Source organism: Dethiosulfovibrio salsuginis (assembly GCF_900177735.1).
Lineage (GTDB): Bacteria > Synergistota > Synergistia > Synergistales > Dethiosulfovibrionaceae > Dethiosulfovibrio > Dethiosulfovibrio salsuginis.
The window spans coordinates 132,815-158,494 of sequence record NZ_FXBB01000001.1; the positions used below are offsets into that span (position 1 = coordinate 132,815).

Annotated in this window: 22 protein-coding genes and 1 riboswitch; of the genes, 2 read left to right on the forward strand and 20 right to left on the reverse strand. The window is 49.3% G+C overall.

The features are described from left to right. Positions 1–20: 20 nt before the first annotated feature. Genes serS through B9Y55_RS00730 form a run of 6 tightly spaced genes read right to left on the reverse strand, consistent with a single transcriptional unit; the run spans position 21 to position 6,144 of the window. Positions 21–1,298, reverse strand: coding sequence for a serine--tRNA ligase (gene serS / locus B9Y55_RS00705; protein WP_085543431.1), 1,278 nt, complete (start codon positions 1,296–1,298; stop codon positions 21–23). A 4-nt stretch (positions 1,299–1,302) separates the two neighbouring features. Then, complete coding sequence (ribH, locus tag B9Y55_RS00710) at positions 1,303–1,782, reverse strand: 6,7-dimethyl-8-ribityllumazine synthase (protein ID WP_085543432.1); 480 nt, start codon at positions 1,780–1,782, stop codon at positions 1,303–1,305. 13 nt (positions 1,783–1,795) lie between these two features. Next, positions 1,796–3,046: a bifunctional 3,4-dihydroxy-2-butanone-4-phosphate synthase/GTP cyclohydrolase II gene (locus tag B9Y55_RS00715; protein ID WP_085543433.1), complete on the reverse strand. Its 1,251-nt coding sequence runs from the start codon at positions 3,044–3,046 to the stop codon at positions 1,796–1,798. Continuing rightward, a complete protein-coding gene (locus B9Y55_RS00720) occupies positions 3,040–3,690 on the reverse strand; it encodes a riboflavin synthase (protein ID WP_085543434.1) in 651 nt (216 codons plus the stop codon). The genes B9Y55_RS00715 and B9Y55_RS00720 overlap by 7 nt, the downstream gene beginning before the upstream one ends. After that, positions 3,654–4,694: a bifunctional diaminohydroxyphosphoribosylaminopyrimidine deaminase/5-amino-6-(5-phosphoribosylamino)uracil reductase RibD gene (gene ribD / locus B9Y55_RS00725; protein WP_085543435.1), complete on the reverse strand. Its 1,041-nt coding sequence runs from the start codon at positions 4,692–4,694 to the stop codon at positions 3,654–3,656. Before ribD ends, B9Y55_RS00720 begins: the two co-directional genes overlap by 37 nt. Continuing rightward, entirely contained in the window at positions 4,687–6,144 is a 1,458-nt protein-coding gene (locus B9Y55_RS00730; protein ID WP_085543436.1) for an excinuclease ABC subunit UvrC, read from the reverse strand. Before B9Y55_RS00730 ends, ribD begins: the two co-directional genes overlap by 8 nt. A 118-nt stretch (positions 6,145–6,262) precedes the next feature. On the opposite strand from B9Y55_RS00730, the gene cysS reads away from it, so the two are divergent. Next, complete coding sequence (gene cysS / locus B9Y55_RS00735; protein ID WP_085543437.1) at positions 6,263–7,669, forward strand: cysteine--tRNA ligase; 1,407 nt, start codon at positions 6,263–6,265, stop codon at positions 7,667–7,669. Between the two features lie 105 nt (positions 7,670–7,774). After that, entirely contained in the window at positions 7,775–10,372 is a 2,598-nt protein-coding gene (gene clpB, locus B9Y55_RS00740) for an ATP-dependent chaperone ClpB (protein WP_085543438.1), read from the forward strand. A 216-nt stretch (positions 10,373–10,588) separates the two neighbouring features. After that, positions 10,589–10,726, reverse strand: a riboswitch (FMN riboswitch). A 122-nt stretch (positions 10,727–10,848) separates the two neighbouring features. Here clpB and tpiA read toward each other — a convergent pair. From tpiA to murD, 14 genes are all read right to left on the reverse strand, one after another. After that, positions 10,849–11,592 carry a triose-phosphate isomerase gene (tpiA, locus tag B9Y55_RS00745; protein ID WP_085543439.1) on the reverse strand — a complete coding sequence of 248 codons (744 nt, stop codon included), beginning with the start codon at positions 11,590–11,592 and terminating at the stop codon, positions 10,849–10,851. A gap of 10 nt (positions 11,593–11,602) precedes the next feature. Next, positions 11,603–12,793, reverse strand: a complete 1,191-nt coding sequence (locus B9Y55_RS00750) for a phosphoglycerate kinase (RefSeq protein WP_085543440.1) — start codon at positions 12,791–12,793, stop codon at positions 11,603–11,605. A 3-nt stretch (positions 12,794–12,796) separates the two neighbouring features. Then, a complete protein-coding gene (gene gap, locus B9Y55_RS00755) occupies positions 12,797–13,816 on the reverse strand; it encodes a type I glyceraldehyde-3-phosphate dehydrogenase (RefSeq protein ID WP_085543441.1) in 1,020 nt (339 codons plus the stop codon). A gap of 33 nt (positions 13,817–13,849) precedes the next feature. Further along, a complete protein-coding gene (gene whiA / locus B9Y55_RS00760; protein ID WP_327078424.1) occupies positions 13,850–14,608 on the reverse strand; it encodes a DNA-binding protein WhiA in 759 nt (252 codons plus the stop codon). A 135-nt stretch (positions 14,609–14,743) separates the two neighbouring features. After that, complete coding sequence (locus tag B9Y55_RS00765) at positions 14,744–15,844, reverse strand: gluconeogenesis factor YvcK family protein (protein WP_085543443.1); 1,101 nt, start codon at positions 15,842–15,844, stop codon at positions 14,744–14,746. A 13-nt stretch (positions 15,845–15,857) separates the two neighbouring features. After that, a complete protein-coding gene (rapZ, locus tag B9Y55_RS00770; protein ID WP_085543444.1) occupies positions 15,858–16,733 on the reverse strand; it encodes an RNase adapter RapZ in 876 nt (291 codons plus the stop codon). Between the two features lie 12 nt (positions 16,734–16,745). Beyond that, a complete protein-coding gene (locus B9Y55_RS00775) occupies positions 16,746–17,243 on the reverse strand; it encodes an SPOR domain-containing protein (RefSeq protein WP_159448175.1) in 498 nt (165 codons plus the stop codon). Positions 17,244–17,426: 183 nt separating this feature from the next. After that, positions 17,427–18,611, reverse strand: a complete 1,185-nt coding sequence (gene ftsZ, locus B9Y55_RS00780) for a cell division protein FtsZ (RefSeq protein WP_085543446.1) — start codon at positions 18,609–18,611, stop codon at positions 17,427–17,429. A 27-nt stretch (positions 18,612–18,638) separates the two neighbouring features. Next, positions 18,639–19,934 carry a cell division protein FtsA gene (ftsA, locus tag B9Y55_RS00785; protein ID WP_085543447.1) on the reverse strand — a complete coding sequence of 432 codons (1,296 nt, stop codon included), beginning with the start codon at positions 19,932–19,934 and terminating at the stop codon, positions 18,639–18,641. Between the two features lie 31 nt (positions 19,935–19,965). Then, positions 19,966–20,703 carry a hypothetical protein gene (locus B9Y55_RS00790; RefSeq protein WP_143340760.1) on the reverse strand — a complete coding sequence of 246 codons (738 nt, stop codon included), beginning with the start codon at positions 20,701–20,703 and terminating at the stop codon, positions 19,966–19,968. A gap of 56 nt (positions 20,704–20,759) precedes the next feature. After that, positions 20,760–22,154 (reverse strand): UDP-N-acetylmuramate--L-alanine ligase, encoded by a 1,395-nt coding sequence (gene murC, locus B9Y55_RS00795; RefSeq protein ID WP_200806594.1) that lies wholly within the window; start codon positions 22,152–22,154, stop codon positions 20,760–20,762. A gap of 63 nt (positions 22,155–22,217) precedes the next feature. Beyond that, positions 22,218–23,249 (reverse strand): UDP-N-acetylglucosamine--N-acetylmuramyl-(pentapeptide) pyrophosphoryl-undecaprenol N-acetylglucosamine transferase, encoded by a 1,032-nt coding sequence (locus B9Y55_RS00800; protein WP_085543450.1) that lies wholly within the window; start codon positions 23,247–23,249, stop codon positions 22,218–22,220. Continuing rightward, positions 23,246–24,322 carry an FtsW/RodA/SpoVE family cell cycle protein gene (locus B9Y55_RS00805; RefSeq protein ID WP_085543451.1) on the reverse strand — a complete coding sequence of 359 codons (1,077 nt, stop codon included), beginning with the start codon at positions 24,320–24,322 and terminating at the stop codon, positions 23,246–23,248. The genes B9Y55_RS00800 and B9Y55_RS00805 overlap by 4 nt, the downstream gene beginning before the upstream one ends. Continuing rightward, the gene (gene murD, locus B9Y55_RS00810) at positions 24,319–25,680 is read right to left on the reverse strand and encodes a UDP-N-acetylmuramoyl-L-alanine--D-glutamate ligase (protein ID WP_085543452.1); all 1,362 of its coding nucleotides are present in this window, start codon (positions 25,678–25,680) and stop codon (positions 24,319–24,321) included. The genes B9Y55_RS00805 and murD overlap by 4 nt, the downstream gene beginning before the upstream one ends.

Here is a 25,680-nt window from a genome sequence, read left to right on the forward strand (position 1 = left end):
GATCGGCGGCGTTGTCCCCCTTAAAGCGGGGAAATCTCCTTTATCCCACCCATGTAGGGGATCAGGACCTCTGGCACCTCGATCGAACCGTCCGATCTCTGATAGTTTTCCATGACAGCGATCAAAGCCCTTCCGATAGCGATACCGGAGCCGTTGAGGGTATGGACAAACCGAGGCTTACCACCGTCGGAAGGCCTATAGCGGGTGTTCATTCGTCTCGCCTGGAAATCCTCGCAGTTACTGCAGGAGCTGATCTCTCTGTATCTATCCTGAGAGGGCAACCAAACCTCAATATCGTAGGTCTTAGAGGACCCAAAACCCATATCACCGGTACACAAGGTTATGACCCTGTAGGGCAGTTTTAGAAGCTGAAGGACCTCTTCGGCGTTGGCTGTAAGCTTTTCCAGCTCATCGTAACTTCCGTCGGGGGTGCTCAATTTGACCATCTCAACCTTCTCAAACTGATGCTGCCTCATTATTCCCCTGACATCCCTGCCGTGGCTCCCCGCTTCTTTTCTGAAACAAGGGGTATAGGCGGTATAGTAAAGAGGCAAATCGGACTCCTCCAGTATTTCCCCTCCGTGAAGATTGGTCAGAGGCACTTCGGCGGTAGGGATGAGCCAGAGATCGTCATCGGCAACTCGGTATAGATCGTCGGCAAACTTGGGCAACTGACCTGTTCCAGACATGGCTGCGGAGTTCACCATAAAGGGAGGATTTATCTCTTTATATCCGTGACGGTCGACGTGAAGGTCAAGCATAAAGTTCAATAAAGCCCTTTCAAGCCTAGCTCCAGCGCCAACCATAACGGTAAAACGGCTCTGAGCCAGAGATACTCCCCTTTTGAAATCCAGAATGCCCAGATTTTCCCCTAGATCCCAGTGAGGCAAAGGGTCAAAATCGAATGCCTTAGGGGTACCCCAACGGCGGACCTCAACGTTTTCCTCCTCGTCGGCTCCTACGGGAACGGAGGAATGAGGTTTATTAGGTATCTGAAGCATTATGCCCTCTAGGTCCGAGTCTATCTGGGTTACTTCCTGGTCCAGAGACTTGATCTCCTCCCCGATGGATCTCATTCTCTCCATAAGGGCAGAGACATCCTCACCTTTGGCTTTAGCGGCACCGACCTCCTTCGACCCGGCGTTTCGCTCCGCCTTTAGCTGTTCAACTTTCGAAATAAGCTCTCTCCTCTTTCCGTCCAGGGACAAAATAGAGCTAAGGTCAAAACTGTAGTTTCTGGCCTCTAGAAAAGCTCTCACCTGGTCCATATTTTCCCTGACGTATTTCACATCCAACATCGCTTCATGCCTCCTTGCCGGTCCTCATCTCTCTTATGAGATTGACCATCTCCAAGGCGGCGATTGCCGCCTCGGCTCCTTTATTGCCTGCCTTGCTGCCAGCCCTGAGAAGAGCCTGTTCCAGGTCGTCACAGGTTAAAACGCCAAAAGTCACCGGAATCCTTTGTTCAAGGCCTATATGGGCCAAGCCCTTTGAGACCTCCGAGGAAACGTACTCAAAATGAGGGGTATCCCCTCTTATGACCGCACCAAGGGCGATCAAACCGTCGTACTTACCCAAAAGGGACAGCTCCTTTACCGCAAGGGGGATCTCCCAGGCCCCAGGAACCCATACTACATCGATATCGTTTACCTTTACCCCATGGCGAAAAAGGGCGTCTTTAGCCCCTTCAAGAAGCTTTGACGATATGAGATCGTTGAATCGGGACACGACAATCCCGTATCTCCCTGACTGAGCGACTAACTTCCCTTGATATACTTTCATTTCCGTTACCTCCTTACTTGAGCAGATCTTTCAAGTGGAGCAGATGCCCCATCTGATCTTCTTTTGTGCTTAAATATCGCCTATTATACACGTTAGGTTCGATCACGAGAGGAACTCTTTCGGTTATGGTAATACCGTAACCCTCCAGCCCCACGACCTTAAGAGGGTTGTTGGTCAAGAGCCTTATAGAGGAAAGCCCTAAGTCCTGAAGAACCTGAGCGCCTATACCGTAATCCCTTAAATCTGGCTTATGACCTAAGGCAACGTTCGCCTCCACGGTATCCATGCCCTCCTCCTGAAGTTTGTAGGCTTTGAGCTTCTCCAGTAGACCTATTCCTCTGCCTTCTTGGCGCATGTAGAGGACCACCCCTTTTCCCTCTTTTTCGACCATGCTTAGTGCGGAGTGTAGCTGAGGCCCACAATCACATCTCAGAGAGCCAAACACGTCTCCGGTCATACACTCGGAATGAACTCTAACTAAAATCGAATCGCCTTCCCGAACATCGCCTTTTACCAAGGCGATGTGCAGACGATCTACCTGGTCGTCTAAAAGGCTCCTGTAGGCGTGGGCCTGAAAATCACCGTATTCGGTGGGAAGTCTTATTTCAGCGACCTTCTCGACTAGCTTGGTCCTGATCGTCCTGTGCCTTATAAGATCCTGTATGGATATGACCTTTAGACCGTGTTTTTTTGAGAATTCGATAAGATCTGGAAATCGAGCCATAGATCCGTCGTCTTTTATTATCTCGCATATAACACCTGCCGGCTCCAATCCCGCCATCGAGGCCAGGTCCACCGCCGCCTCGGTGTGTCCCGACCTCCTGAGCACACCACCGGATCTGGCCACCAGAGGGAATATATGCCCAGGCCTCATAAACATATCCGCAGAAGAACCTCTATCCGATAGAGCTCTGGCGGTCATAGCCCTTTCTTCCGCAGAGATCCCTGTAGAAGTACCCTCTTTTAAATCCACACTTACGGTAAAAGCGGTACCCTGACGGTCTCCACCTCGCTCCACCATAGGGGTAAGGCCTACCCTGGCAGCCTGTTTCTCGGTTATAGGGACACATACAAGGCCTCTGCCGTAACGTATCATAAAGTTTATCGACTGTGCCGTAGCGTATTGAGCGGCCATCACCAGATCCCCTTCGTTCTCTCTCTCCTCGTCGTCTACGACTATAACCATTTTACCCTGTGATACATCCTCTATAGCCTCATCGATAGAGGAAAGAAAGCTGTCTCTGGTCTCCACGATATTCACCATCCCATCTCTTTAAGTTGGTTCATCGAAATACCTTTTAGGGGATTATTACCTTCACTGCCTGGCCCAAGTAGAGACTCTACGTATCTGGCTATAATGTCCACCTCCAGGTTAAGACGATCACCTACCGTCGCCGTCCTCAACGTCGTTTCACCTATGGTAGTAGGTATCAAGGCGATTGAAAATTTACAGTCCTTTTTTTCAGCTACCGTAAGACTTACGCCGTCGAGGCAGATAGATCCTTTGGTAACCACGTATTTTTGCAGATGCTCAGGAACTCTAAAGGTCAGCCACCAAGATCTACCGATAACCTTTTTCCCGACAATCTCGGCGATACCGTCTACGTGGCCTGTCACCATGTGACCGTCGAGCCTGGAGGACAGGCACAGAGCCCTCTCCAGGTTTACCTCGCTGCCGGGCTTCATGGTCGAAAATTTTGTTTTACCCATAGTCTCGTCGGTCACCTCGACGGTAAAGGCTCTGTCGTTAAAGGAACACACGGTCAGACAGGCACCGGATAAGGCTACCGATTGGCCTAAGTACAGCTCAGGAGCTATCTCAGGAGATGTGACCGATAGGACATAAACCCCATCGCCTTTGGTTATTTTATCTATCCTTCCGACCGCTTCAACAAGTCCAGTGAACAAGGAAATACCCCCTCAAACCAAAGATCCTCCGACTGCCTCTTTACAGACAGGGTTCTCACGCCGAGGGCCTCCTCCATAGAGCCTATGGATAGACAGGAGGCAACGGAGACGCCTTCTCCCATTATCTTAGGGGCTATAAATAGCGATAGCTCGTCAGCCAGACCCTCACACAGAAAAGAGGATATCACCGCTCCCCCTCCCTCCACCATCAGCCGCCGAATCCCTCTTCGGTGTAGATCTAGGAGAATATTTTTCAGGCCCTCTCTTTTGATAAAACCATCGTCGTAGACGATGGTCCTGGAGTCGGACCGAATTTTGCGGTCATCCCCCACGGTCCCAAGTATCACCGGAACGGGAGAAGGCCCAGCGACCTCTCTGACCGTGAGGGAGGGGTCGTCGGATATAACCGTTCCCTTTCCAACCAGTATACCGTCGTTTTGGGACCTTAAGAGATGGGCCTTTACCCTGGAAAGCTCACCGGATATCCATCGACTTGATCCATCTTTAAGGGCGATTTTGCCGTCCAGGCCTACCGCCGCCTTTATGGTTACCCAGGGCATGGATGTGAGTGCGCCCTTTATAAATCCTCTGTTGAGCCATCTGGCCTCGTCCTCCAGTAGGCCTACCGAAACTTCGATACCGGAGGTCCTGAGCAAATCGAGACCTCTGCCCATTACCCTCTCGTCTGGGTCGACCGTGGCGACTACGCAACGGGATATGCCCCTTTCAACCAAAGCGGGAGCGCAGGGAGGGGTCTTGCCCCTATGGGAGCAGGGCTCAAGGGTCACGTACACCGTCGAGCCAAAGCTGTGATTGCCCGCCATGGAGAGAGCCTCTACCTCGGCGTGGGGACCGCCCCATCTTCGGTGGTATCCCTCCCCAACGACTATACCCTCTTTCACTATCACACATCCGACCATAGGGTTAGGCGAGGTGAAGCCCGTCCCTCTCATCGCAAGGCTCAAGGCCCTTCTCATATAGATTTGGTCGTCCACTCTAGTCATTATTCTCACCCCCAAGGTGCTTCAATATATTTTTAGCGTGTTTAGGTCCTATTCCCGATACCTGAGACAGCTCTTCCTCCGTAAGGGCGGATATCCTCTGGACGCTACCGAACCTTGCCAGGAGAGATGCGGCCCTGTGCTTGCCTATTCCTGGGATATCCTCCAGGGCCGACCTCTTGAGCCTTTCCTGTCTCTTGGATCTATGGGTTGTGATAGCGTACCGGTGAGACTCGTCCCTTATCCTCTGTAAGAGCCTTAGAACCGGATCGTTACGGTCTAGGGCTATAGGCTCGTCGGATCCCTGTCGAAAGATCAGCTCATCCCTCTTCGCCAAAGAGATCATTGGTATGGAGAGCCCTAGCTCGGCCAGGGCAAGTTCTGCGAACCTCAGCTGTTCTGGCCCTCCATCGATCAATATCAGCTGAGGAAGAGGGGATTCTCCCTTAAGGCACCTTTGATATCTTCGGAGAACCGTTTCCCTCATAGACCTAAAATCGTCTATACCCTGAACCTCTCTTATCGCAAAACGCCTGTAAAGGGATGGGTTGGATATTCCCTGCTCGAAGACCACCACTACCCCGTAGGTCTCATGTCCCGAGGAGTGGGATATATCAAAACCGTCTATCCTCCATGGAACGGTAGCAAGGCCCAGTAGCTCCTGAAGCCTGGACAGGACCTGCCATGTATCTTCGTCAAGATCGGAGGACAAAGTCGCCGAGACCTTCTGTCTTGAGAAACGCCACAAGGCCCGGAGCGTGTCCCGTAATCTGGCGGCCTCCTCAAAATCCATATTTACCGCGGCCTGGTCCATCCTCTTTCTCAGCCTTGTGGTCACGTCCAACGTCTGGCCTCTTAGAAGCAAAATGACGTCGTCCAGGACGTCGTTATAGCGGGATTTAGAGCACAGATTTGAACAGGGAGCGAGACACTTTCCCAAAGAATGCCTGATACAGGGCCTTTTCAGCCTCGTCTTCGTCAGGTCGTATTTACATATTCTTAAGGGAAAATACCTCTCCACCAGCCGTAAAAGGTGCCTGAGCTCCCCTGCGCTTATAAAGGGACCTATATGTGTCCCCTCCCCCTTTCTCAAGGTAACCACAAGCCTGGGAAAGGCCTCGTCGGTCACCTGGACGTAGGGATACCTCTCGTTCATCTTAAGATCGACATTAAAAAAGGGCATGATCTTCTTTATCAGCCTTGACTCGACTATGAGAGCCTCCGCCTCCGTCTCGGTCCTGACGGTGGAGATATCCTCGATGGATTCGACCAATTTTCTAAGCCTAGGCGAGGCAAAGCCGGAATGGCGGAAATAGGACGAAACCCTTTTTCTTAGAGATTTGGCCTTGCCGACGTAAATTACCTTTCCCGAAAAGTCGTGCATCAGATAGACCCCTGGCTTGTCCGGAAAGGTCTTTATCAGCGATTTCAGCCTATCAAGCCTGTCAATCATTGTATCCCCCCTAAAAGCTACTTTTTTGAAGAAGTGTCAAAACCTCAGATGGACAGTATAATCATGGCAACCAGGGAAATCCAGTTCCCCTAATCGATAAAGATGGAGGTTTAAAGCGATGCTCTCACTGTACAACGATTTAACTAGAAAAAAGGAGCCCTTCGTGCCCGTTCAAGAGGGAAAAGTGGGCTTTTATAGCTGTGGTCCAACGGTTTACGACTACTTTCATATAGGAAACGCCCGTCCCTTCATCGTATTCGACGTACTGCGCCGATACATGGAGTTCTCCGGCTACGAGGTTACCTTCGTTCAGAACTTCACCGACGTGGACGACAAGATGATAAACCGTGCCAACGAAATGGGCATAACCATGGCTGAGCTGGCCGACAAAACCATAGCGGACTATTTTGAGGACGCCGACGCCCTGGGAATAAAGAGGGCTACGGTCTACCCCAGGGCCACCGAACATATCGAAGAGATAATAGCCTTGGTTAAAAAGTTACAAGACACCGGCCACGCCTACGAAGTGGACGGGGTCGTTTACTTCGACGTGTCCAGCTTTCCGAGCTACTGCAAACTATCCGGTCAGAACCTGGAGGAACTTCAGTCGGGATCCAGGGTTGAAGTGAACAGCTTCAAGAAAAACCCCCTTGATTTCGTGCTCTGGAAGGCCAAGAAGCCCGGCGAGCCCTCATGGGATAGCCCATGGGGACCGGGACGGCCGGGATGGCACATAGAGTGCAGTGCCATGGCGATGAAATATCTGGGCAACACCCTGGACGTCCACTCCGGCGGCACGGACCTCATATTCCCCCACCATGAGAACGAGATAGCCCAGGCGGAGGCCGCCACAGGAGAGCCTTTCGTCAAATACTGGATCCACAACGAGTATATACTCATAGACAAGGAAAAAATGTCCAAATCTCTGGGCAACTTCATGACCGCAAGGGAGGCGAGAAAACACTACTCTCCCATGGCCATAAGGATGTTTATGCTGAGTGCCCACTACAGATCTCCGGTCAATTTCGGTCCCGATGGCATACAGCAGGCGGCGGCGGCCCTTGAGAGACTTCACAACTGCTGGAGCGACTTCACCTACGCCGTAGCCAACCGCCAGCAGAGCACAGGAGAGGTAGATATAATCCTCCAGTTCATGGAAAAGCACAGAGAGGATTTTATCTCCGCCATGGACGACGACTTTAACACCGCAGGGGCCTTAGGACACGTCTTCGAGGCCGTCTCCACCGTCAACGGATACCTCAAGAACTCCGATACTCTGGACAAAAGGGTTATAGACAAAGTGGATCGCTTTTTTAAAGACATAGACGAAGTAATGGGCCTACTGAGAATCGACTCAAAATCTGAAAGCGACGATTCGGAGATAGAGGCTCTGATAGCACGGAGACTGGAAGCCAGGGCAAACAAGGATTTTACGACCTCCGATGCCATAAGGGATCAGCTAGCCTCGAAGGGTATCATCCTTGAGGACACCCCTCAGGGAACCAAGTGGAAAAGGAAAATATAGCGACCTTAAAGCGGCTTCGGCCGCTTTTTTTTGTCAGAGCCATTGACTGACCAAAGCTGACCTTGTAAAATAGCGTCAAGATTGGTCAGAAAGGAGCTGTCCTATATGAACCTACAAAAAATGACCCTCAAATCCCAGGAATCACTGTCAGCCGCCAGGGATCTCTCTATTGCATACGGACATCAGGAAGTGGACGTAGAACATCTTCTCCTAGCCCTACTAAACCAGGAAGAAGGCCTGGTTCCCTCCATTTTGAGCAGAATGGGGATAGCTGAATCCGGACTTCGCTCAGCCCTGGAGGAAGATCTAGCTAGAAGGCCAAAAATATCCGGAGGAGGCTACGATCCAGAAAAAATCTATATATCCCAGAGGTTATCAAGATTTCTTATCTCCGCCGAGGAGAGGGCCAAAGAGCTTAAAGACGAATACGTATCGGTAGAACATATATTCGGAGCGATGATCGAAGGAGAGCCGGACAAAGTGGCGAAAACTTTGGTTTCCTGCGGCATCGACAAAACAAACTACCTGAAGACTCTCGCCTCGATGAGAGGAAACCAGAGAATAAGCAGTGCTACCCCAGAGGTCACCTACGAAGCTCTCAAAAAATACGGCGTGGACCTAGTGGACCAAGCGGAAAAAGGCAAGCTTGATCCGGTTATAGGTCGAGATGAGGAGATCCTCAGGGTTATAAGGATTCTATCCAGGAAAACGAAGAACAATCCTGTCCTGATCGGCGAGCCCGGAGTAGGAAAGACCGCCATAGCCGAGGGCCTGGCCCAGAGGATACTAAAAGGGGACGTTCCTGATGGCCTTAAAGACCACAGCGTTTTCGCCCTGGATATAGGGGCCCTTCTGGCCGGAGCTAAGTTCCGAGGTGAATTTGAGGAACGTCTCAAAGCCGTCCTGAACGAGGTCAGAGAGAGCGACGGCAGAATACTCCTCTTTATCGACGAGCTTCACACCATAGTGGGAGCTGGCAAGTCGGAGGGCTCCATGGACGCCGGAAACATGTTAAAACCTATGCTCGCCCGTGGTGAGCTTCACTGTATAGGAGCCACTACCTTGGACGAATATCGCCGCTATATCGAGAAAGACGCCGCACTGGAGAGACGTTTTCAGCCTGTAATCGTCGATCCCCCTTCGGTGGAGGACGCCATATCAATACTGCGGGGGCTCAGGGAAAGGTTCCAGGTCCACCACGGGGTTAGGATAACCGACAGTGCCCTTGTGGCCTCGGTCGAGCTTTCAGACCGATATATAACCGATAGATTTCTTCCTGATAAGGCAATCGACCTCATAGACGAGGCCTGCGCTATGTTGAGGACCGAGATCGACTCTATGCCCTCGGAGCTTGACTCGGTTATGCGGAGGCTTATGAGACTCGAAATCGAGGAAGCGGCCCTCATGAAAGAGAGCGATCACGCCTCCGCTGAGAGACTCTCAAACCTTCAGAAAGAACTCCAGGATCTCAAAGAGGAAGCCCAGGTCTTAAATTCCCGGTACGAGATGGAAAAGGAAAGGATAAAATCCCTTCGTTCCGTCAGAGAGCAGATAGAGAAAATAGGCAGAGAAATCGAGGAGGCGGAGAGAAACTACGACCTCAATCGAGCCGCCGAGTTGAAACACGGAAAACTTCCCTCCCTACAAAAAGAGCTAGTGGAGAGGGAAAAATCCATAGAGGACCTATCGGGCTCAAGGCTCCTCAGAGAGGAGGTCACCGAGGAGGAGGTCTCGGAGATCGTCTCCAAATGGACGGGCATCCCTCTATCCCGTCTAGTAGAGGGGGAAAGGGAAAAACTCCTCAGACTGGACGACATACTCCACCAGAGAGTGGTAGGCCAGGACGAGGCAGTAGAGCTTGTCACCGACGCCGTGATGAGGGCCAGGGCTGGAATAAAGGACCCCACAAAACCGATAGGATCTTTTATATTCCTAGGCCCCACAGGGGTTGGAAAGACGGAGTTAGCGAAGGCCCTGGCTCAGGCCCTTTTCGACACCGAGGACAATATAGTCCGTATCGATATGAGCGAGTATATGGAACAACATTCGGTGGCCAGGCTGATAGGAGCACCTCCAGGCTACGTAGGCTACGACGACGGAGGCCAGTTGACCGAAGCGGTGAGGCGAAAACCCTACAGCGTAGTCCTTTTCGACGAGATAGAGAAAGCCCACAGGGAGGTCTTTAACGTCCTGCTCCAGATCCTGGACGATGGTCGCATAACCGATAGCCACGGAAGGACGGTTGACTTCAAGAATACGGTCATAATAATGACCAGTAACATAGGCTCCGCCAGTCTTTTGGACGAACTAACCGAAGAGGGATCAATCCCATCGGAGACAAAGGCTTCAGTAATGGCCCAGCTGAGAGGACACTTCCGACCGGAGTTTCTGAACAGAGTGGACGACATAGTCATATTCTCACCTCTCTCGCTGAGACAGGTTCGAAGCATCGTAGGTCTTCTTTTGAAGGACCTCACCTCAAGACTTGCGTCCCGTGGGGTTGAACTTCAGATAACCGAACAGGCCATAGATAAAATAGCCTCCGACGGTTACGACCCTGCCTATGGAGCAAGACCTCTCAAGAGATATATATCTCACGCTCTGGAAAGCAAAATAGCGAGAGAGCTCATATCGAAGAACGAGGAAAAAATGACGGTAATCGTCTCGGCGGAGGACGGAGAGATCAGGATATCCACGAAATAGACCATACCTAGCGGGGGCGGCCGTCTGCCTCCGCTTTTGTATGCATATTTTTATGTTCAGCCAACAGCTCAGGGCCCCCCCTCCCCTATAGGAAATGAGACCATATCAACTAAAAAATTTTTTATCTGGTGTAGGTAACATGAAAGGACCTCCCGAGGGATAAGTTCGTCATCCTCGGCATCAAAGCAAAAGGGAAGGGAATGTATCTCTGTGGTGGTTCACCCTCTCTCTTCCGGACTGTAACCGTCGGCTCTGGATTCTAACCAGATCAGCTTCGTGGATGAAGCTCGCGGGCTTACCGATCACAGTCGGTTCACCGCCGGTGGGGAATTTCGCCCCGCCCTGAGAATGACGTTTGTGAGTATAGCATATCTTTGTTCGTTTTTCTATTTTCAATATAGATGTCCTATAATAATTACTATGTTGCTTTTAGGTCTTAAATAAAGATCCGGGATTCTAGAATCCCGGATCTTTATTTAAGGAATCATATCAAGAAATGATTTTGGATTTAAAGATGCCCCTCCAACCAGGGCTCCGTCTATATCCTCCGTGGAGAAGAACTCTCCGGCGTTCTCGGGCTTTACACTGCCGCCGTAGAGAACTGGGATATCCCTAACGTCATATTTTTTAGCCAACCAGTTTCTTATATCACAGCACATTCCCTGAGCATCCTCTTTAGACGCCGATCGGCCAGTCCCTATAGCCCAAACCGGTTCATAGGCTACAAGAAGGCCGGAGGGGTCGCTGAGATCCAAAAGCCCTTTTGACAACTGCTCTTCGACCACCGACCAGGCTAGGCCTTTGTCTCGGTCCTCTAAGGTCTCACCTACGCAGAGAACAGGTCTGAGTCCTTTCTGGAAACAGAATGAAACCTTTCTGCCGACGAACTCCGATGTCTCTCCGAAGAGGGAGCGTCTCTCGCTATGACCTAGTATTGCATAGGAGGCCCCTAGATCCAGGGCCATAGAGGGGGATATCTCCCCTGTAAAGGCACCTTTGTCCTCGTGGTAGACGTTCTGAACCCCTAGGGAGACCTTATCGGCTATCCCAAGCTCCACGATCGACCTACGAGATCTCTCTAGATAGACGGAAGGGGGGAAAACGGCCAAACAGAGATCAGGGGATTGGGTCAACCTCTCAGCCAGGATAGTAAAAAAACTGTCCGTTTCCTGGGAGAGCATGTTCATCTTCCAGTTACCAAAAAGATGTATTTTTCTCATGTTTTACGCCTTATTTCACTACGAGAGGAGCTACTCCAGGCAAAAGTTTACCCTCGCAGAACTCGAGACTGGCACCGCCTCCAGTAGAAACGTGGGAAACTCTATCAGCGAATTCCATAGAGCCAACGGCAGCTGCGGTATCTCCACCGCCTACGACGGAAAAGGCTCCTCTTTCGGTCTCCAACGCTACCGCCTGACATATCCCAAGAGTTCCAGATGAAAATGCCGGATTTTCAAAAACCCCCGACGGACCGTTCCACAGGATCGTCCTAGAACCTTCAATCGCTTTGGAGAACTGTGATACGGTCTCCGGTCCTATATCCAACCCCATCATCCCTTCAGGTATATCGTCCGAAGGGACCACCATAGAATCGGATCCCGAGGAGTCAGGGGAAGGCGCTGCCACTACATCAACAGGAAGGAAAACCGATACATTCGAGTTTTTCGCCTTGTCAAGCATCTCCTTTGCGAAGGTCAGGTTCCCCTCGTCGACTAAGGAGTTGCCTACAGAGCCGCCTTTCACCTTTAAAAAAGTGAAAGCCATTCCCCCACCGATGACTATAGACGAGACTTTATCCATGAGATTCTCTATAACCCCAATTTTATCGGAGACCTTGGCTCCCCCAAGTATAAGGGTAAAGGGCCTCTCAGGGTTATCTCTCACCTGAGAGAGGGAAGATATCTCGTCGCTAAGCAGCTTACCTCCATAGGACGGAAGGAGGCTTTGAACCCCTACGGTCGAACAGTGGGCTCTGTGAGCGGCGCTGAAGGCGTCCAGTACAAACAGGTCAAAAGGAGAGGCCATCTTCTTGGACAAATCTTCGTCGTTTTTTTCCTCCCCAGGGTGAAACCTGGTGTTCTCCAGCAGCAGAAGATCCCCAGGCTGAGCTTTTGTCACAGCTTCAGCCACCAAGTCGCCTATACAGTCCTCGACAAAGGAAATGGGCCCTAAAACCGACTCCACCGCAGGGACCAACTGTTTAAGGGAATATTCCTGATTAGGTTTGCCCTTAGGACGTCCCAGGTGGGAGACTAGGGCCACTATAGCCCCAGCGTTCTTAAGTGCCTCTACGGTCTCCTTGTGGGCTTTTATTCTGGTGTCGTCGGAAACCGATCCATTTTTGAGAGGAACGTTAAAATCCACCCTCACAAGGACTTTTTTGCCATGAAGATCACTATAGTCGATAGGACGAAGCTCCACCTACTACAGCCCCTTCCGGACGATGTAGTTTATGAGATCGAGACAACGGCAGGAATATCCCCATTCGTTGTCGTACCAAGCCAAAACCTTGACCATATTATCAACGACCATAGTATGCCTAGCGGCAAAGATAGAGGAACGATCGTCGTGGACGAAGTCCATAGACACACAGTCGTCGGTCTCATAACCTATGTAGGGAGCCATAGCTCCCTCGGCGTGAAGCCTTACCGCTTCGTTGATCTCCTCTTTTGTAGCTGCCTTGGACAGCTCTACCACAAGGTCAACCACCGACACGTTAGGGGTAGGCACCCTAAGGGCCATTCCGCTCAACTTACCCTTTAACTCGGGGATAACAAGACCTACCGCTTTAGCCGCTCCTGTCGAAGAGGGGACCATAGATACAGCAGCTGCTCGCCCCCTGTGGAACTTTTTGTGGGAGGAATCCACGGTGCTCTGATCCCCTGTATAGGCGTGTACGGTGGTCATGAGTCCTTTTACTATTCCGAACTCGTCGTTTATCACCTTGGCGATCGGGGCAAGGCAGTTAGTGGTGCAGGAGGCGTTAGATATAACGTTATGGGTTGAAGGATCGTAGCTATCTTCGTTTACCCCCATAACGAAAGTTCCAAGGCCATCCCCCGTTCCAGGGGCGGTTATAACGACTTTCTTTGCCCCAGCGTCCAGGTGAGCCTGTGCCTTAGCGGTATCGGTATACTTACCGGAGGCCTCTATTACTATGTCTATCCCTAACTCTCCCCAGTTAAACTGCTCTGGGGCAGAATGCTGGAGGGTTCTGATCTTCTTGCCGTCTACGATTATGTTTTCATCGTCGAAGGAAACCTCGCCATTATAGCGACGATGGACGGAATCGTACTTAAAAAGATAAGCCCTCTGTTCCGAGGTAGAACGACTGTTTGTGGCGACTATATCTATAAGACCTTCTTTGTCGTACTCGTAAAGGGCTCTAAGCATAAGCCTTCCTATGCGGCCAAAACCGTTTATAGCGACTTTGATCTTAGACATTAAATCTCCTCCTTAGTTTAGTTGTACAACACACTATTCCAGGGAAAATCCCTGAGATTCAGCTATGGCGGTGAGCTTTTTCCATCTATAAGTCACGGTACTCTTTGTAACTGGCACAGCCAAGTTGCAACCTAATTCTTTTAAACTCACGCTGGGATTGGCTAGTCTGAGGGAAATCAGCTCCATCAGCTCGGAGCTTAGCTCATCGATACATCCCTTTTCCATCAAAAAAGCTGCTACCTTAAGCTGCCGTCTAGCGGCATGCACCGATTTTCTTATGTTTGAGGCATCACAGTTTACAACTCTGTTAGCCTGATCCCTTATAGATCTGACGATGGCCCTTTCCTCGAGCCTGAGGGCAACCTCAGAAAGACCCATTCCGTTGAATAAATCGACTATCTGAGATTGATCTCTCACTATGACCTCCGTCGTATCTCCAACCAAACGACAGGAAGGGCATATATGATTTTTATCTAGGTGATCCAAAAGACCGGAAAGAATTCCCTTACTTAAAACCCTAAAAAGAAAATAATAACCTCTTTTAGGTTGATATAGCGCTCCTGTTACGCCAAAAACCCCTCTTATCCAGGACCAGCGAAGAAACGATCTTTCGTGCTCCTTCGACTCAATCGAAAGAAGGATATGGTGAGGTAAACTGATCGAAACACTCCCCCGATGTCTTCTGGGGACTTTAAGTATATCACCTATGTCCACTTGTAAGCTCCATCTGGTTTTAGGCCACAGCCTTCTTATACGACCGAATATCCACAATCGCCTGGAATAAAGCTGCACATTCCCATTAGAACAGTTTTTCCTTCGCAAGCAAGATACGATTCCCGACAGTTCCGACTCAGCTGATATAGCATCCAAAACAGGGGAAACAACCCATTCATCCCAAAGGGAGTCGGTTAAAGGCTCCAATATCGGTCACCTCAGATCTGACCCCAGAAAAGACAATATAGCCTCAGAGACCCTCCGACCATCGTGTCGAACGACGGTGGATCCGTTTACCGAGGATATTCTCAGAAAATTACCCCTTATCACGCCGCACCCCCGTTTAGACAGGGACGTCTCCTCTTCTTCGTCAAGCCCAAGAGGTACCGCTCCATCGGCTGTGTAGCGATCTAAAAGTTCATCGGGGATCCTTTGATCGTTAACAACGACGAAGTCCGGCAAACGTCCCACTATCTTATCCAACCAATCTAAATGATCCAAGGTAGACATTCCTTCCGTCTCTCCAGGTTGGGTCATCAGATTAGCGATATAAATAACCGGGATGGTTGTATTATAGAGTTTTTCTCTGAAATCATCCACAAGTAAATTAGGTATTACGCTGGTGAAAAGACTACCTGGTCCTAAGACGATCACATCGGCGTTCAAAAGAGAGTGAATAGCCTCGTTAACAGGCTTTATTCCTTTAGGCTCCAGCCAAATATTCCTTAGGTCCTTACCTCTGCTGGAAATAGCCAGTTCTCCTCTTAACATCTCTCCATCAGAGGCTTCAGCAAAAAGTACCATCGTCTCCGACGAGATAGGCAAAACCCTGCCTCTCATAGAGAGAAGGCGATTGACCCTTTCGACGGCTATCATAAAATCACCGTAAACTTCAGTAGCAGCCAATAATACTAAATTTCCCAAGCTATGACCGGAAAGATCTCCTTTGTCAAATCTAAAATCCATTATTTTTTTAAAATCATCATCGTTTTCGCTTAAAGCCACTATGCAGTTTCGTATATCCCCTGGCGGAAGTAATCCCCAGTCCCTAGTTAGCCTGCCTGAGCTACCTCCTTCGTCGGTAACGGTCACTATGGCTGTTATATTCTTGGTAAAGCTCTTTAATCCCACCAAAAAAGACGAAAGACCGGTACCTCCCCCGATAGCGACGATATAGGGCCCGGACGACAGGTGGGGATCCTCGTCTATCAGTGCAGACCTCCTGCCACTGCTGGATAAACCTCTTTTACTGGAAAGCAAGGAAGCTCCTACACCGACGATAACCCCAAATAGAAAAGGCCATAAGCTTCTCATAGGGTCAATCCGTTCATGACATACCGATATCTCTATGCCTAACCATCACGGATATTCCGTCATTCTTCAGCTTATCCTTTAGCCATTCCACAACGGAAACCGAGCGATGTCTCCCCCCGGTGCAACCGATAGTGATATGGACATTTCCTTTGCCAACCTTTTTATATTTAGGAATCAAAAAAACCAGCAAATCAAGCAATTTAGCCAAGAAGATATCTATGTCCTCAAACTTATCTCTAATATAAGTCTGAACATCTCCGTCTTCACCGGTTTTATTTCTTAACTCAGGACTATAGTAAGGGTTAGGCAAAAATCTCACGTCGACTACATAGTCACTGTCATGAGGAATACCGTGCTTAAAGCCAAAGGAGGAAAGAATCACCGATAGTTTAGCTTCACAGGAACCAATACCCTCAAAGACCTTTGTTCTAAAACCTTTAAGATCGAGACCAGTACTGTCTATGACCTTATCAGCAAGCTCTCTAACGGGATCAAGGAGAGCCCGTTCCTTAATTATTCCCTCTAAAATTGAAAGATGGTCCCCTAGAGGATGACTTCGTTTAGTTAAATTAAAACGTTGCACAAGAGCGTCGTCCGACGCATCGAGAAAAACCACGGAAAAATCCTCCATCTCCTCTTTCAGCTTAGAGGCCATGGAGACAAAACCACCTAGAAGCTCCCTACTCCTGACATCTACGACGACAACGACCCCGTTAGCTACGGCCGACTCGTGTGATTCCAGTAGATCAAGGAGCTGAGGCAGTAAAGCCACAGGTATATTGTCAACAGCAAATAGACCTTGATCCTCAAGTATGTTCAGCATACTTGATTTTCCACTTCCAGACATTCCTGTTACTACTACAAGTTTTTTTACCTTATAATTTCCCATACGCAAGCCCCTCTATTTTCTTGGAAAAATAAAGTAGGGATATCCCATGGAGCTCAGTTTTTCCCCAAGCGATTGAGCCTCAGGCCTGTTGTTTCCACCGGGTATTAAAACCCTGTAGTAAACAACTCCGTCGACATTTCCTCGACCGACGGTAACCTTAAAACCTTTCGATCTAACCTCGGAAGCCAGAGAGTCCGCCATGGATTTTTGCTTGAAAGAACCGATCTGAACCAACCAGCTAGTTCCCGTAGGGTTTGGTGCTGTCGAGGGAGTTTTTGCGGTGGGTGGACGAGTAGCCTGAGATGGATTTTTCTGAGGCTTTTGGGACGACGGCTGAACCATCTCAGGTTGGGACACGTGAGGACGTTTAGGATCAACTACGATAGGAACCGCCACTACACCCTCCTCTGGTACATCTTCCTCGATAACCTCTACGTTTGTAACCTTACCTAAAACCGGCGAGGCATTTTGCTCGACGTAGTCTAAAGAAGGACTTTCAGGTTTAGGCATAAAAAACAATTTTCCTCCCCAGAAGAGCAAACCTACCCCTATGATACCTATAAGAGGAATCATAAGGTAACCAAAAGGAAATAATTGTTTTTTTCTTCTATTTGATGATCTAGACACAATAACAACTCCCTTAAAAAGAAGCGGGACAGAACCTTTCGGCCCAGTCCCGCAAACGATCCGAGTCTATTTCTCTCGTCCTTTACGGACTTTTCTTATGTACGAGGGAACATCGTAGGAGTCCTTAGGCAATCCGGGAAGCTCGAACATATCAGGGGTATCATCATCCTGAGAGAGATCAGTAGGCTCTAGCTTGACCCCTGTGCTTTTTTTATCCTTTTTAACCGGCGTAAGAGTCTTTGCTCCACCGAAAGGCTTTTCTTTTTGCTTAATAGACCCATAATCGGAAAAGCCTGTAGCGATTACGGTTATCCGAATACGATCCTCCATCTCTGGATCGACAGCACTACCCCAGATGATATTGGCATCTTCATCGGAAGCCTCGTTTATGATTCTGGCCGCTTCATGGATCTCGAATATACCTACATCTGCACCGCCGGTGATGTTAAAGAGAACCCCTTTAGCTCCAGCCATCGGAATGGACATAAGAGGGCTGTTTATAGCGGCTTGAGCAGCCATAACCGCTCTGGTGTCCCCTCGTCCCTCTCCTATACCCATGATGGCCGATCCGGCGTTCTGCATGACCGACCGCACGTCAGCAAAGTCGACGTTAACGAGGGCAGGTCGCAAAATCAAATCGGTGACACCTTGAACCGCCTGACGTAAGACGTCATCGGCCATACGGAAGGCATCGGTTAAAACGGTGTTTTTGTCGGATATTTCCATGAGTTTATCGTTTTCTATAACGATGAGAGCATCGACCTTTTCCTGCAGGGTTTTTATGCCAAGCTCAGCCTGATCCCTACGTCTTTTGCCCTCCCAGAAAAACGGGGTCGTCACCACAGCGACGACGAGAGCACCGGTCTCTTTGGCTATTTCAGCGATAACAGGGCTAGCTCCTGTTCCGGTTCCTCCACCCATTCCTGCGGTCAAAAAAACCATATCCGCCCCGACGAGGACCTCTTTTAGCTCGTCAAAAGACTCTTTAGCCGCCCCATGTCCTATTTGAGGATCGGCACCAGCACCGTGCCCCTTTGTGAGCTCTTTTCCTAATATCAGACGAGTAGGAGCTTCAGATAGACTCAGGGAAGCCATATCGGTATTAACCGCCAAAAATTCCACTCCAGTAACGCCACTACGAATGATATTGTTTAAAGCGTTGCCCCCTCCGCCACCGACGCCTATTACCTTTATAACCTCCCTGTGAGGGCTTGTCTCAGGGTTTATTTTAAAGACTCCGTTCATGTCCATATTACGACCTCCCCGCAGCTGGCTTTTCTAAAACAAATCTTTAAAGGCCCGTTTTATGGAGTCAAAAACCCCTGTGACGTCTTCACCTTTAGGGAGACGACGAGGTGTTTTACCCCTGATGGAAACATATCCTCCCCCACGAAGAACGTCTATAGGGGTCTCCATATATCTGTATCTGTGGCGATCTTTCTCGACTAAGTATCGTACTATACCCGCCAAAGAAGCATACTGGCAGGAACTAACGCCTGGAGGCATCTGATGAGACACCACTGGAATACCCACCCTGACCGGCAACCCCATTACGTCGGAGACAAAACCCTCCAACCCCTCGGTTAGAGCGACCCCTCCTGTTATTATTATACCTGACGGGAAAGCGTGATAGTTCATGCCATCCAAGATCGATCTTACGTGATGAGAAAATAATTCCTCCATTCGGCAGGAGATAACCTCAATCAGGGCATCGGCAGGCAAAACTTTGGTCTTGCCCCTTATAACGATCTCAAACTCCTCATCGTCGGAGGAAGGCTCCAAGGATAACCTTTTTTTAAGCTCCTCTGCGACGCTTATAGGTATTTTAGCGACATAGGCCAAGTCGTTGGTTATATGGTCGCCACCTATGGGAATAACCGAGAGTTTTACAGGTCGACCGTCTATAAAGATAGCTACCCCTGTGGTCCCTCCTCCGATGGAAATCACCACAGCCCCGGCGGTCCTTTCCTCCGTCGACAGAGCCCCTAAGGCCGCCACTAATGGCTTAACGACCAGACCGGTGACAGCGACCCCAGCCCTCTCGACACAATTTACCACGTTTTGAAGCGCTGTGGTAGAGACCACCACCGACTGTAGCTCAATTTCGAGCCTTATTCCCGTCATACCCAGAGGATCGTCTATTCCGGTGTTTCCATCGATGGAATATTTAACCGGTATAGTGTGAAGGACACACCGATTGGAGGACACGGCGAGCTCGCTTTGAGCTGTCTCTATTACCCTCTCCACATCGTCCAAATCTATTTGCCTAGGGGTTCTCCCCAAAGAAACCATGCCATGAGAGACGACACTGTCTATTTCCACCCCGCTGAAAGCCACTGTAACCTCGTCCAGGGGAAAGCCCACCATGGTTTCCGCCTCTTTCAAGGCTCGACGGACCGACAATACCGCCTGTTCGAGGTTCACTATCATGCCCTTTCTTATTCCTGCGGAGGGAGCCTGTCCAACACCTATTATCTGGGCCTCGTCGGAACGACTATCACGCTCCGCAACGACTACTGACACCTTTGAGGTGCCAAGATCTAGGCCTACAAACATGTCAGGCTCTTTTTTCACGAACCCATCGCTCCCTTCCCGCATAATAGATCTAAGAATCTCTAGCGATAATCTTATCTTCGTAAGATGTATCTATAACAGCTCCACTTTTACCGATGGCCCCAGAGTCCAAAAGGTCGCTCACCGCTACAGCCACACCGGACAAATCTCTTTCCCTATCCACTATAACAGAAAAAAATCCACCGTCATCTTTTCTTACATACAGAGAGGCAAGGTCAGCCCCTCCTTGTCTGTATAGCCTTACGGCTTCTATCTTTCCAGGCCATCTAATAGAGGGGGCTCTCTCGACAAACTCTATCAACTTTAGAACATCGGAGTCCAAACGATTTACCGGTATATCTATAGAGAGAGACAGAGAGACAGAATCATCCACAGTCACGGAAAATCCCAGCGAAGGGATCCCATAAAACTCTTCGTTTATGGGGTGATTTGCTGGCCAAGCGGTACCGTCTCTGGATAGATACCAGTCATCTCCTTTGTACTTAAAGATAAAAGCGATCTCGAGAGGCTTTATATCAAGCTCAACTTTTCCCCACTTTAGCTTGCGTCTTACATGGAGAGGCTCTACGTTTGATATCATATCATAAACAGAGTCCCCACCCTCTCCGATTAAAACGGGCCAAAAGCGCCAAGCTCGTTTATCTATGGAGGATAGAAATTTTCTCTCTACCCGCACCGAGGGGCAGGATCTTATCTCTATCTTCTTCAGCCTAAAGAAATGAGAATATCTCTCCATCCTTATTGGGAAAGCGGATAAAAAGGATATCAAAAGGAGGAGAGGTAAAAGTCCTTTTCGTCTATCTCCCACAGGAGATCACCACATTATCATGCTCCTAAGGCAACAGACCTAGGGAGTATTTCTTTACGGGCGATCTCTTTTATGAGGACATCGCCCATATCGGAGACATCACCGGCCCCAACGGTTAAGACAACGTCTCCGTCGTCCACTAAAGACAGAATACTGTCAAGGGCGTCCTCTCGCCGTTCGACCATAGAAAAACAGGTGTGACCTGATTTAATCAGAGGATCTCCTATCAGTGCGGACGTAACCCCATCGATAGGAGGCTCATCGGCAGCGTAGATAGGCAGTAAAACCACCTTGTCCGCCTGTGCCAGAACTCTGGCAAAATCGTCGGCCATAGCCGCAGTTCTCGTGTAACGATGGGGCTGAAATACTATAAAGATCTTTCTCCCAGGGAAACTCTGACCTACCGCCTTTATAGTGGCCTCGACCTCTCTAGGATGGTGCCCGTAATCATCGTAAACGTCGACGCCCTCGGTTCCTCCTTTAAACTGGAGTCGCCTCTTCGCCCCGGAAAAATATCGAAGATTATCGCAGGTAACCTGAAAAGGTATCGAAAGAAGATCGGCTACGACACAGGCGGCCAGGGCGTTCATAACGTTGTGGTCACCGGATACAGCTAGAGTTATCCTACCTAGACTTCTACCGTGCTTTAAGACTTTAAAGGATACCCCACCTCCGTGGTTATACTCAACCTCAGCAGCTCCCCAATCCCACTTTTTACCCCATCCGTAGGTCAGGTTAGGAAACTTTTTTCTAGATTCCCTGAGAAGCCTCCGCACACCGGGATCCTCGCCACAGAGAACGGTAATACCTCCCTCTCGAAGATTCCCGGTAAAAGAGGAGAATGACTCCAAAACAGAGTCAAAGTCGGGATAATAGTTGACGTGATCCCAGTCTACGTTGGTTATGACCGAAATGGTCGGATGAAAGTGCAGAAAAGATCCGTCGCTTTCGTCCAATTCAGCTACCATATGAGGGCCCTGTCCAAGCTTTGCGTTACAGCCGATATCACAGAGCTCTCCACCGATAGCTACCGTAGGGTCCAGTCCTGCACCTCCGAGAACCATGCTTATCATCGAGGATGTGGTAGTTTTGCCGTGAGTTCCAGCGACACCTATCCCATATCTTACATCAAATATAGCACTGAGCATCTGGGCTCTCTTGGCGACCTTTACTCCTAGAGACCTAGCGGCACAGAGTTCTTCGTTATTCTCCGGTATAGCACCGGTATAGACCACTAGATCGGGCTTAAACTTATCCAGATGATCAGGGCTATGACCTATATTAAAGTCTATTTCTGCGTTAGTCACTTTATCGACGTAAAAACCGTAGGACATATCACAGCCACTTACCTCAAAGCCTAGCTCTTTTAACAAAAGAGCTAGGCCGCTCATGCCAGCACCGCCAATGCCCATTAAATGTATATGACGTACTCCATCCAAGTTGATATCTGTCAGTTCCAAAGCTGGACTCTCCCTTCAAATATGCGAAAGAATCAATCGCCATAATCTAGAAGCGGACTCACAGTCAGCAGAGCTCGATGACCGAGAGAGAGACGATAGTTTATTTATCAAAAAAAATAGACGTTGATAACCTTCGCTTTCAAGCCATACCCCTACTTTTGACGAAGATTCAGCGACAAAAGATATAGCGTTGGCTTTCTGGTGACCATCTGCAGAGTTCATCCACGGAACAACTATAGCTGGCAAGCCGTAGCAAGAAAGCTCCGCTAAAGTCGCTCCACCTCCTCTACATATCACCAAATCGGACGCAGCGTAGATCGCGGACATATCCCAACTCTGCCGCACAGCTAACATCCCAGGTGGGCACAAAGCAACGTCCCTAGTAGGATATAAGTAAATATACCCAGAGGATTCTACCATAAATGGACGACGTAAAATCGCCTTGACCACAGATAAACCGCCTAAAGATCCTCCGATAACGGAAATTATCTTTCTGTCCTCCAGAGACTTATAATCTATTCCAAGTTCCTGTAGAGCCTTATCTCTGGTGATAGGTCTAATCCTTCGAACAGGAGTCCCTGTATACGTTCCATCGACGGCTTTACACCTTCTCCAGCCGGTAGCGATAGGGACGCCTAGGATATGTGCTAAACGGGTTATCTTTCCTGCCACAGCGTTCTGTTCGTGAAGGACAATTTTTTTACCCATTACAAATCCTACTATTAGGGCTGGTAGGCATATATAACCTCCGAACAGTATCACTACCTCAGGGGCCTCCATCTTAAATAGCCTCGCGACATCGAAAAAAGATCGTGCAATAGCCCAACATCTCTTAAGAGCTACAAGAGGATCTTTAGTTCCTAAAGGAGAGCCCTCCAGGGCAAGGGCATGAGGATCTATACCATGATAAGAGTATAACTCCAATTCAAGGGGCCTGTTGCCACATAGATAATGAACCTTATCCCCTTGACCTTTCCTCCACTCCCCTAAAGCTATTGCCGGAGTTATATGTCCTCCAGTCCCGCCAGCGACCATCAATAACCTCAAAGAGAGTCCCCCATTTCTCTAACCGCCCTTATAATCAAGCCCGTCTTCAACCACGCCACAACCAGAGCACTTCCGCCGTAACTGACAAAGGGCAAGGGCATGCCGGTCATAGGGATAAGGTTAGTTATACCGGCCACGTTTATGCTTAGTGGAACGGCGACGGACAGAGAAAGCCCCCAGAGGACAAGACATATCCATCTATCATCACAACGTCTGAAATGGATATATATCCTCAAGAACCACAACAGGAAAAGCGACAAAACCCCTATACTGCCCCAAATACCCAACGTTTCCGACAGTGCGGCAAATATAAAGTCAGTATGAGCGGCGGGCAAAAAACGACTTCTTTGAATTGCCCTCCCCAGCCCGGTCCCCCAAAGACCTCCGTTAGCAAAAGCAACAAACCCCTGAATTGCCTGATATCCTGCATCCGCAGGATCGGACCATGGATCTATCCACGCTACAATTCGCCTTTGGCGATAGCCCCTCTGGGCAAAAAAAACGAAAAGAGGGGACAATAAAACCGCCGCGGACAGGGGCAGTAGAAACCCGTAAGCACCTACGTACATTCCCATCGCCAAAAAGAAAAGCAACAAGGTTCCTCCTAGGTCGGGCTGCAAAAGGACAGGCACAGATAGAACCCCAACCAACAGCAGAGATAGTATAAAAGCCCTAAAAGGCTTTAGCTCTCCTCTACCGTAAACCCCGCAAAGATGGATCACGAGAAAAAACGCGAGCAACTCCAGTGGCTGTATCGTTATCGGGCCTATCTTCAGCCACCTTAGCGATCCTCCACCTCCTACCCCCAGACCGGGAATAAGAGGCAACCAGACGAGAAACCAGGATATCCCTAAAAAGATGCCGCTTCTGTTCCTCCAGAAAGAAAGAGGTATGGCCGATCCAACTATCATCACCGTCCATGCGAAAAACATCCACTGGGCTTGTTTTTTGCCCAAGGAAAAGGAGAGAGATCCATCGCTAAGCCTGACGGACGTAAGAGAGAGGATAACGACTATTCCAAGAGCGGACAACATCAAAGGTATTATCCATATAAGCGGATCTTTTCTGTTCACCGCTTTAAAATTTTTTCCTGCATCTCCAAAACGAGCCGACAGAAGTGATCGCCCCTCTCTACGTAGCTCCCGTACATATCCCAACTGGTACAGGCAGGAGACAATAGGACCGTATCGTCAGGCACAGAGGATAATTGAGCCGCTGAGACCGCCTCCTCCATATCGGCGGCGAATATCCAGTCAGAAAATCCGACCAAGTCGAGAGCCCTACTTATAGGTTCTTTTTCCTCCCCTATAAGGATGGCCCTTCTACAGTTATCCTTCACAGCTACGGCTAGAGAATCGTAAGATTCACCTTTGCCTCGCCCGCCTAAAATAACGACTTTACTGCCCTTAATGGATTCTAAAGCGGTACAGGTGGAGGCTACGTTAGTTCCCTTAGAATCGTCTATGTAGGTAACCCCGTTTATAGAGGTAATAAGCTGACATCTATGGGACGGAGGCCTATAATCAGCCAGAGCGCTACTCCATCCCTCTCCCACGCAACCTAAAGCCACACAGCCACCTAAGGCCATAGCGGCGTTTTCCATGTTATGAAAGCCTACCATAGGGACTTGATCGTAGGAAAAAAGCTTTTTCTTTAGCCCATCTAAGACGATCCAAGCACAGTCGGACCCCATGTATATGCCAGGAAAATCCGATGGCTCCGTGACCGCCAGAGGCAGTATAGAGAGGTCACCGGTCACCTGGAGCTTTTCAAGATCCCTTTTTTGGACTATCCCCCAAGCTCCATCTCTCCGTCTCTTCAATGCCTTTGATTTTGCCTCTACGTATTTTTCCAGTCCATCATGCCAATCCAGATGATCAGGCGCCAGGTTAGTGACCATAGATAGGTCGAAAAACGCCTTTTTAGTCCAGTAAAGCTGAAAGCTACTCAGTTCTACCACAAAAAAATCGTGGTGCTCTCTTAACGCAGTTCCTAAAGGGGTTCCGATGTTCCCTACTGCTACCCCATCGTAACCGGAAGCGAGAAGCATATGGGCTGTAAGAGAGGTAGTCGTCGTTTTTCCGTTTGTTCCGGTAATAGCTATTACCTTACCGTTCAATCTGGGGAGGACAAAATCGACCTCACCTTCAACGGGAATAGAGCTACTTATTGCTTTTTGAATAATTTTAGAATTTGGAGACACCCCAGAACTCAAGACCATAAGGTCGCAATCCAAAGCCTTATCGCTGTTTACGCCGACTTCCCAGCGAATTCCTGCGCCATCGAAGCTATCCAGCACATCTTTTGATAGATCACTACGGCTTTCGGATATAAAGACATCTGCTCCTAAATCGCAGATAGCCATGGCTAAGGCCTGACCACTCAAGCCAGCACCTAGAACAGTTACCCTTTTCCCAATCAGATCCTTCAC

Bases quoted from the DNA above. Each gene is read 5' to 3' on its own strand.
- serS (WP_085543431.1), bottom strand. From the start codon at position 1,298: ATGTTGGATGTGAAATACGTCAGGGAAAATATGGACCAGGTGAGAGCT.
- B9Y55_RS00715 (WP_085543433.1), bottom strand. From the start codon at position 3,046: ATGGTGAATATCGTGGAGACCAGAGACAGCTTTCTTTCCTCTATCGAT.
- clpB (WP_085543438.1), top strand. From the start codon at position 7,775: ATGAACCTACAAAAAATGACCCTCAAATCCCAGGAATCACTGTCAGCC.
- B9Y55_RS00775 (WP_159448175.1), bottom strand. From the start codon at position 17,243: ATGCCTAAACCTGAAAGTCCTTCTTTAGACTACGTCGAGCAAAATGCC.
- murC (WP_200806594.1), bottom strand. From the start codon at position 22,154: ATGGGCATTGGCGGTGCTGGCATGAGCGGCCTAGCTCTTTTGTTAAAA.
- rapZ (WP_085543444.1), bottom strand. From the start codon at position 16,733: ATGGGAAATTATAAGGTAAAAAAACTTGTAGTAGTAACAGGAATGTCT.
- ribH (WP_085543432.1), bottom strand. From the start codon at position 1,782: ATGAAAGTATATCAAGGGAAGTTAGTCGCTCAGTCAGGGAGATACGGG.
- B9Y55_RS00730 (WP_085543436.1), bottom strand. From the start codon at position 6,144: ATGATTGACAGGCTTGATAGGCTGAAATCGCTGATAAAGACCTTTCCG.
- ftsZ (WP_085543446.1), bottom strand. From the start codon at position 18,611: ATGGACATGAACGGAGTCTTTAAAATAAACCCTGAGACAAGCCCTCAC.
- ribD (WP_085543435.1), bottom strand. From the start codon at position 4,694: ATGACTAGAGTGGACGACCAAATCTATATGAGAAGGGCCTTGAGCCTT.
- cysS (WP_085543437.1), top strand. From the start codon at position 6,263: ATGCTCTCACTGTACAACGATTTAACTAGAAAAAAGGAGCCCTTCGTG.
- gap (WP_085543441.1), bottom strand. From the start codon at position 13,816: ATGTCTAAGATCAAAGTCGCTATAAACGGTTTTGGCCGCATAGGAAGG.
- B9Y55_RS00765 (WP_085543443.1), bottom strand. From the start codon at position 15,844: ATGAGAAGCTTATGGCCTTTTCTATTTGGGGTTATCGTCGGTGTAGGA.
- tpiA (WP_085543439.1), bottom strand. From the start codon at position 11,592: ATGAGAAAAATACATCTTTTTGGTAACTGGAAGATGAACATGCTCTCC.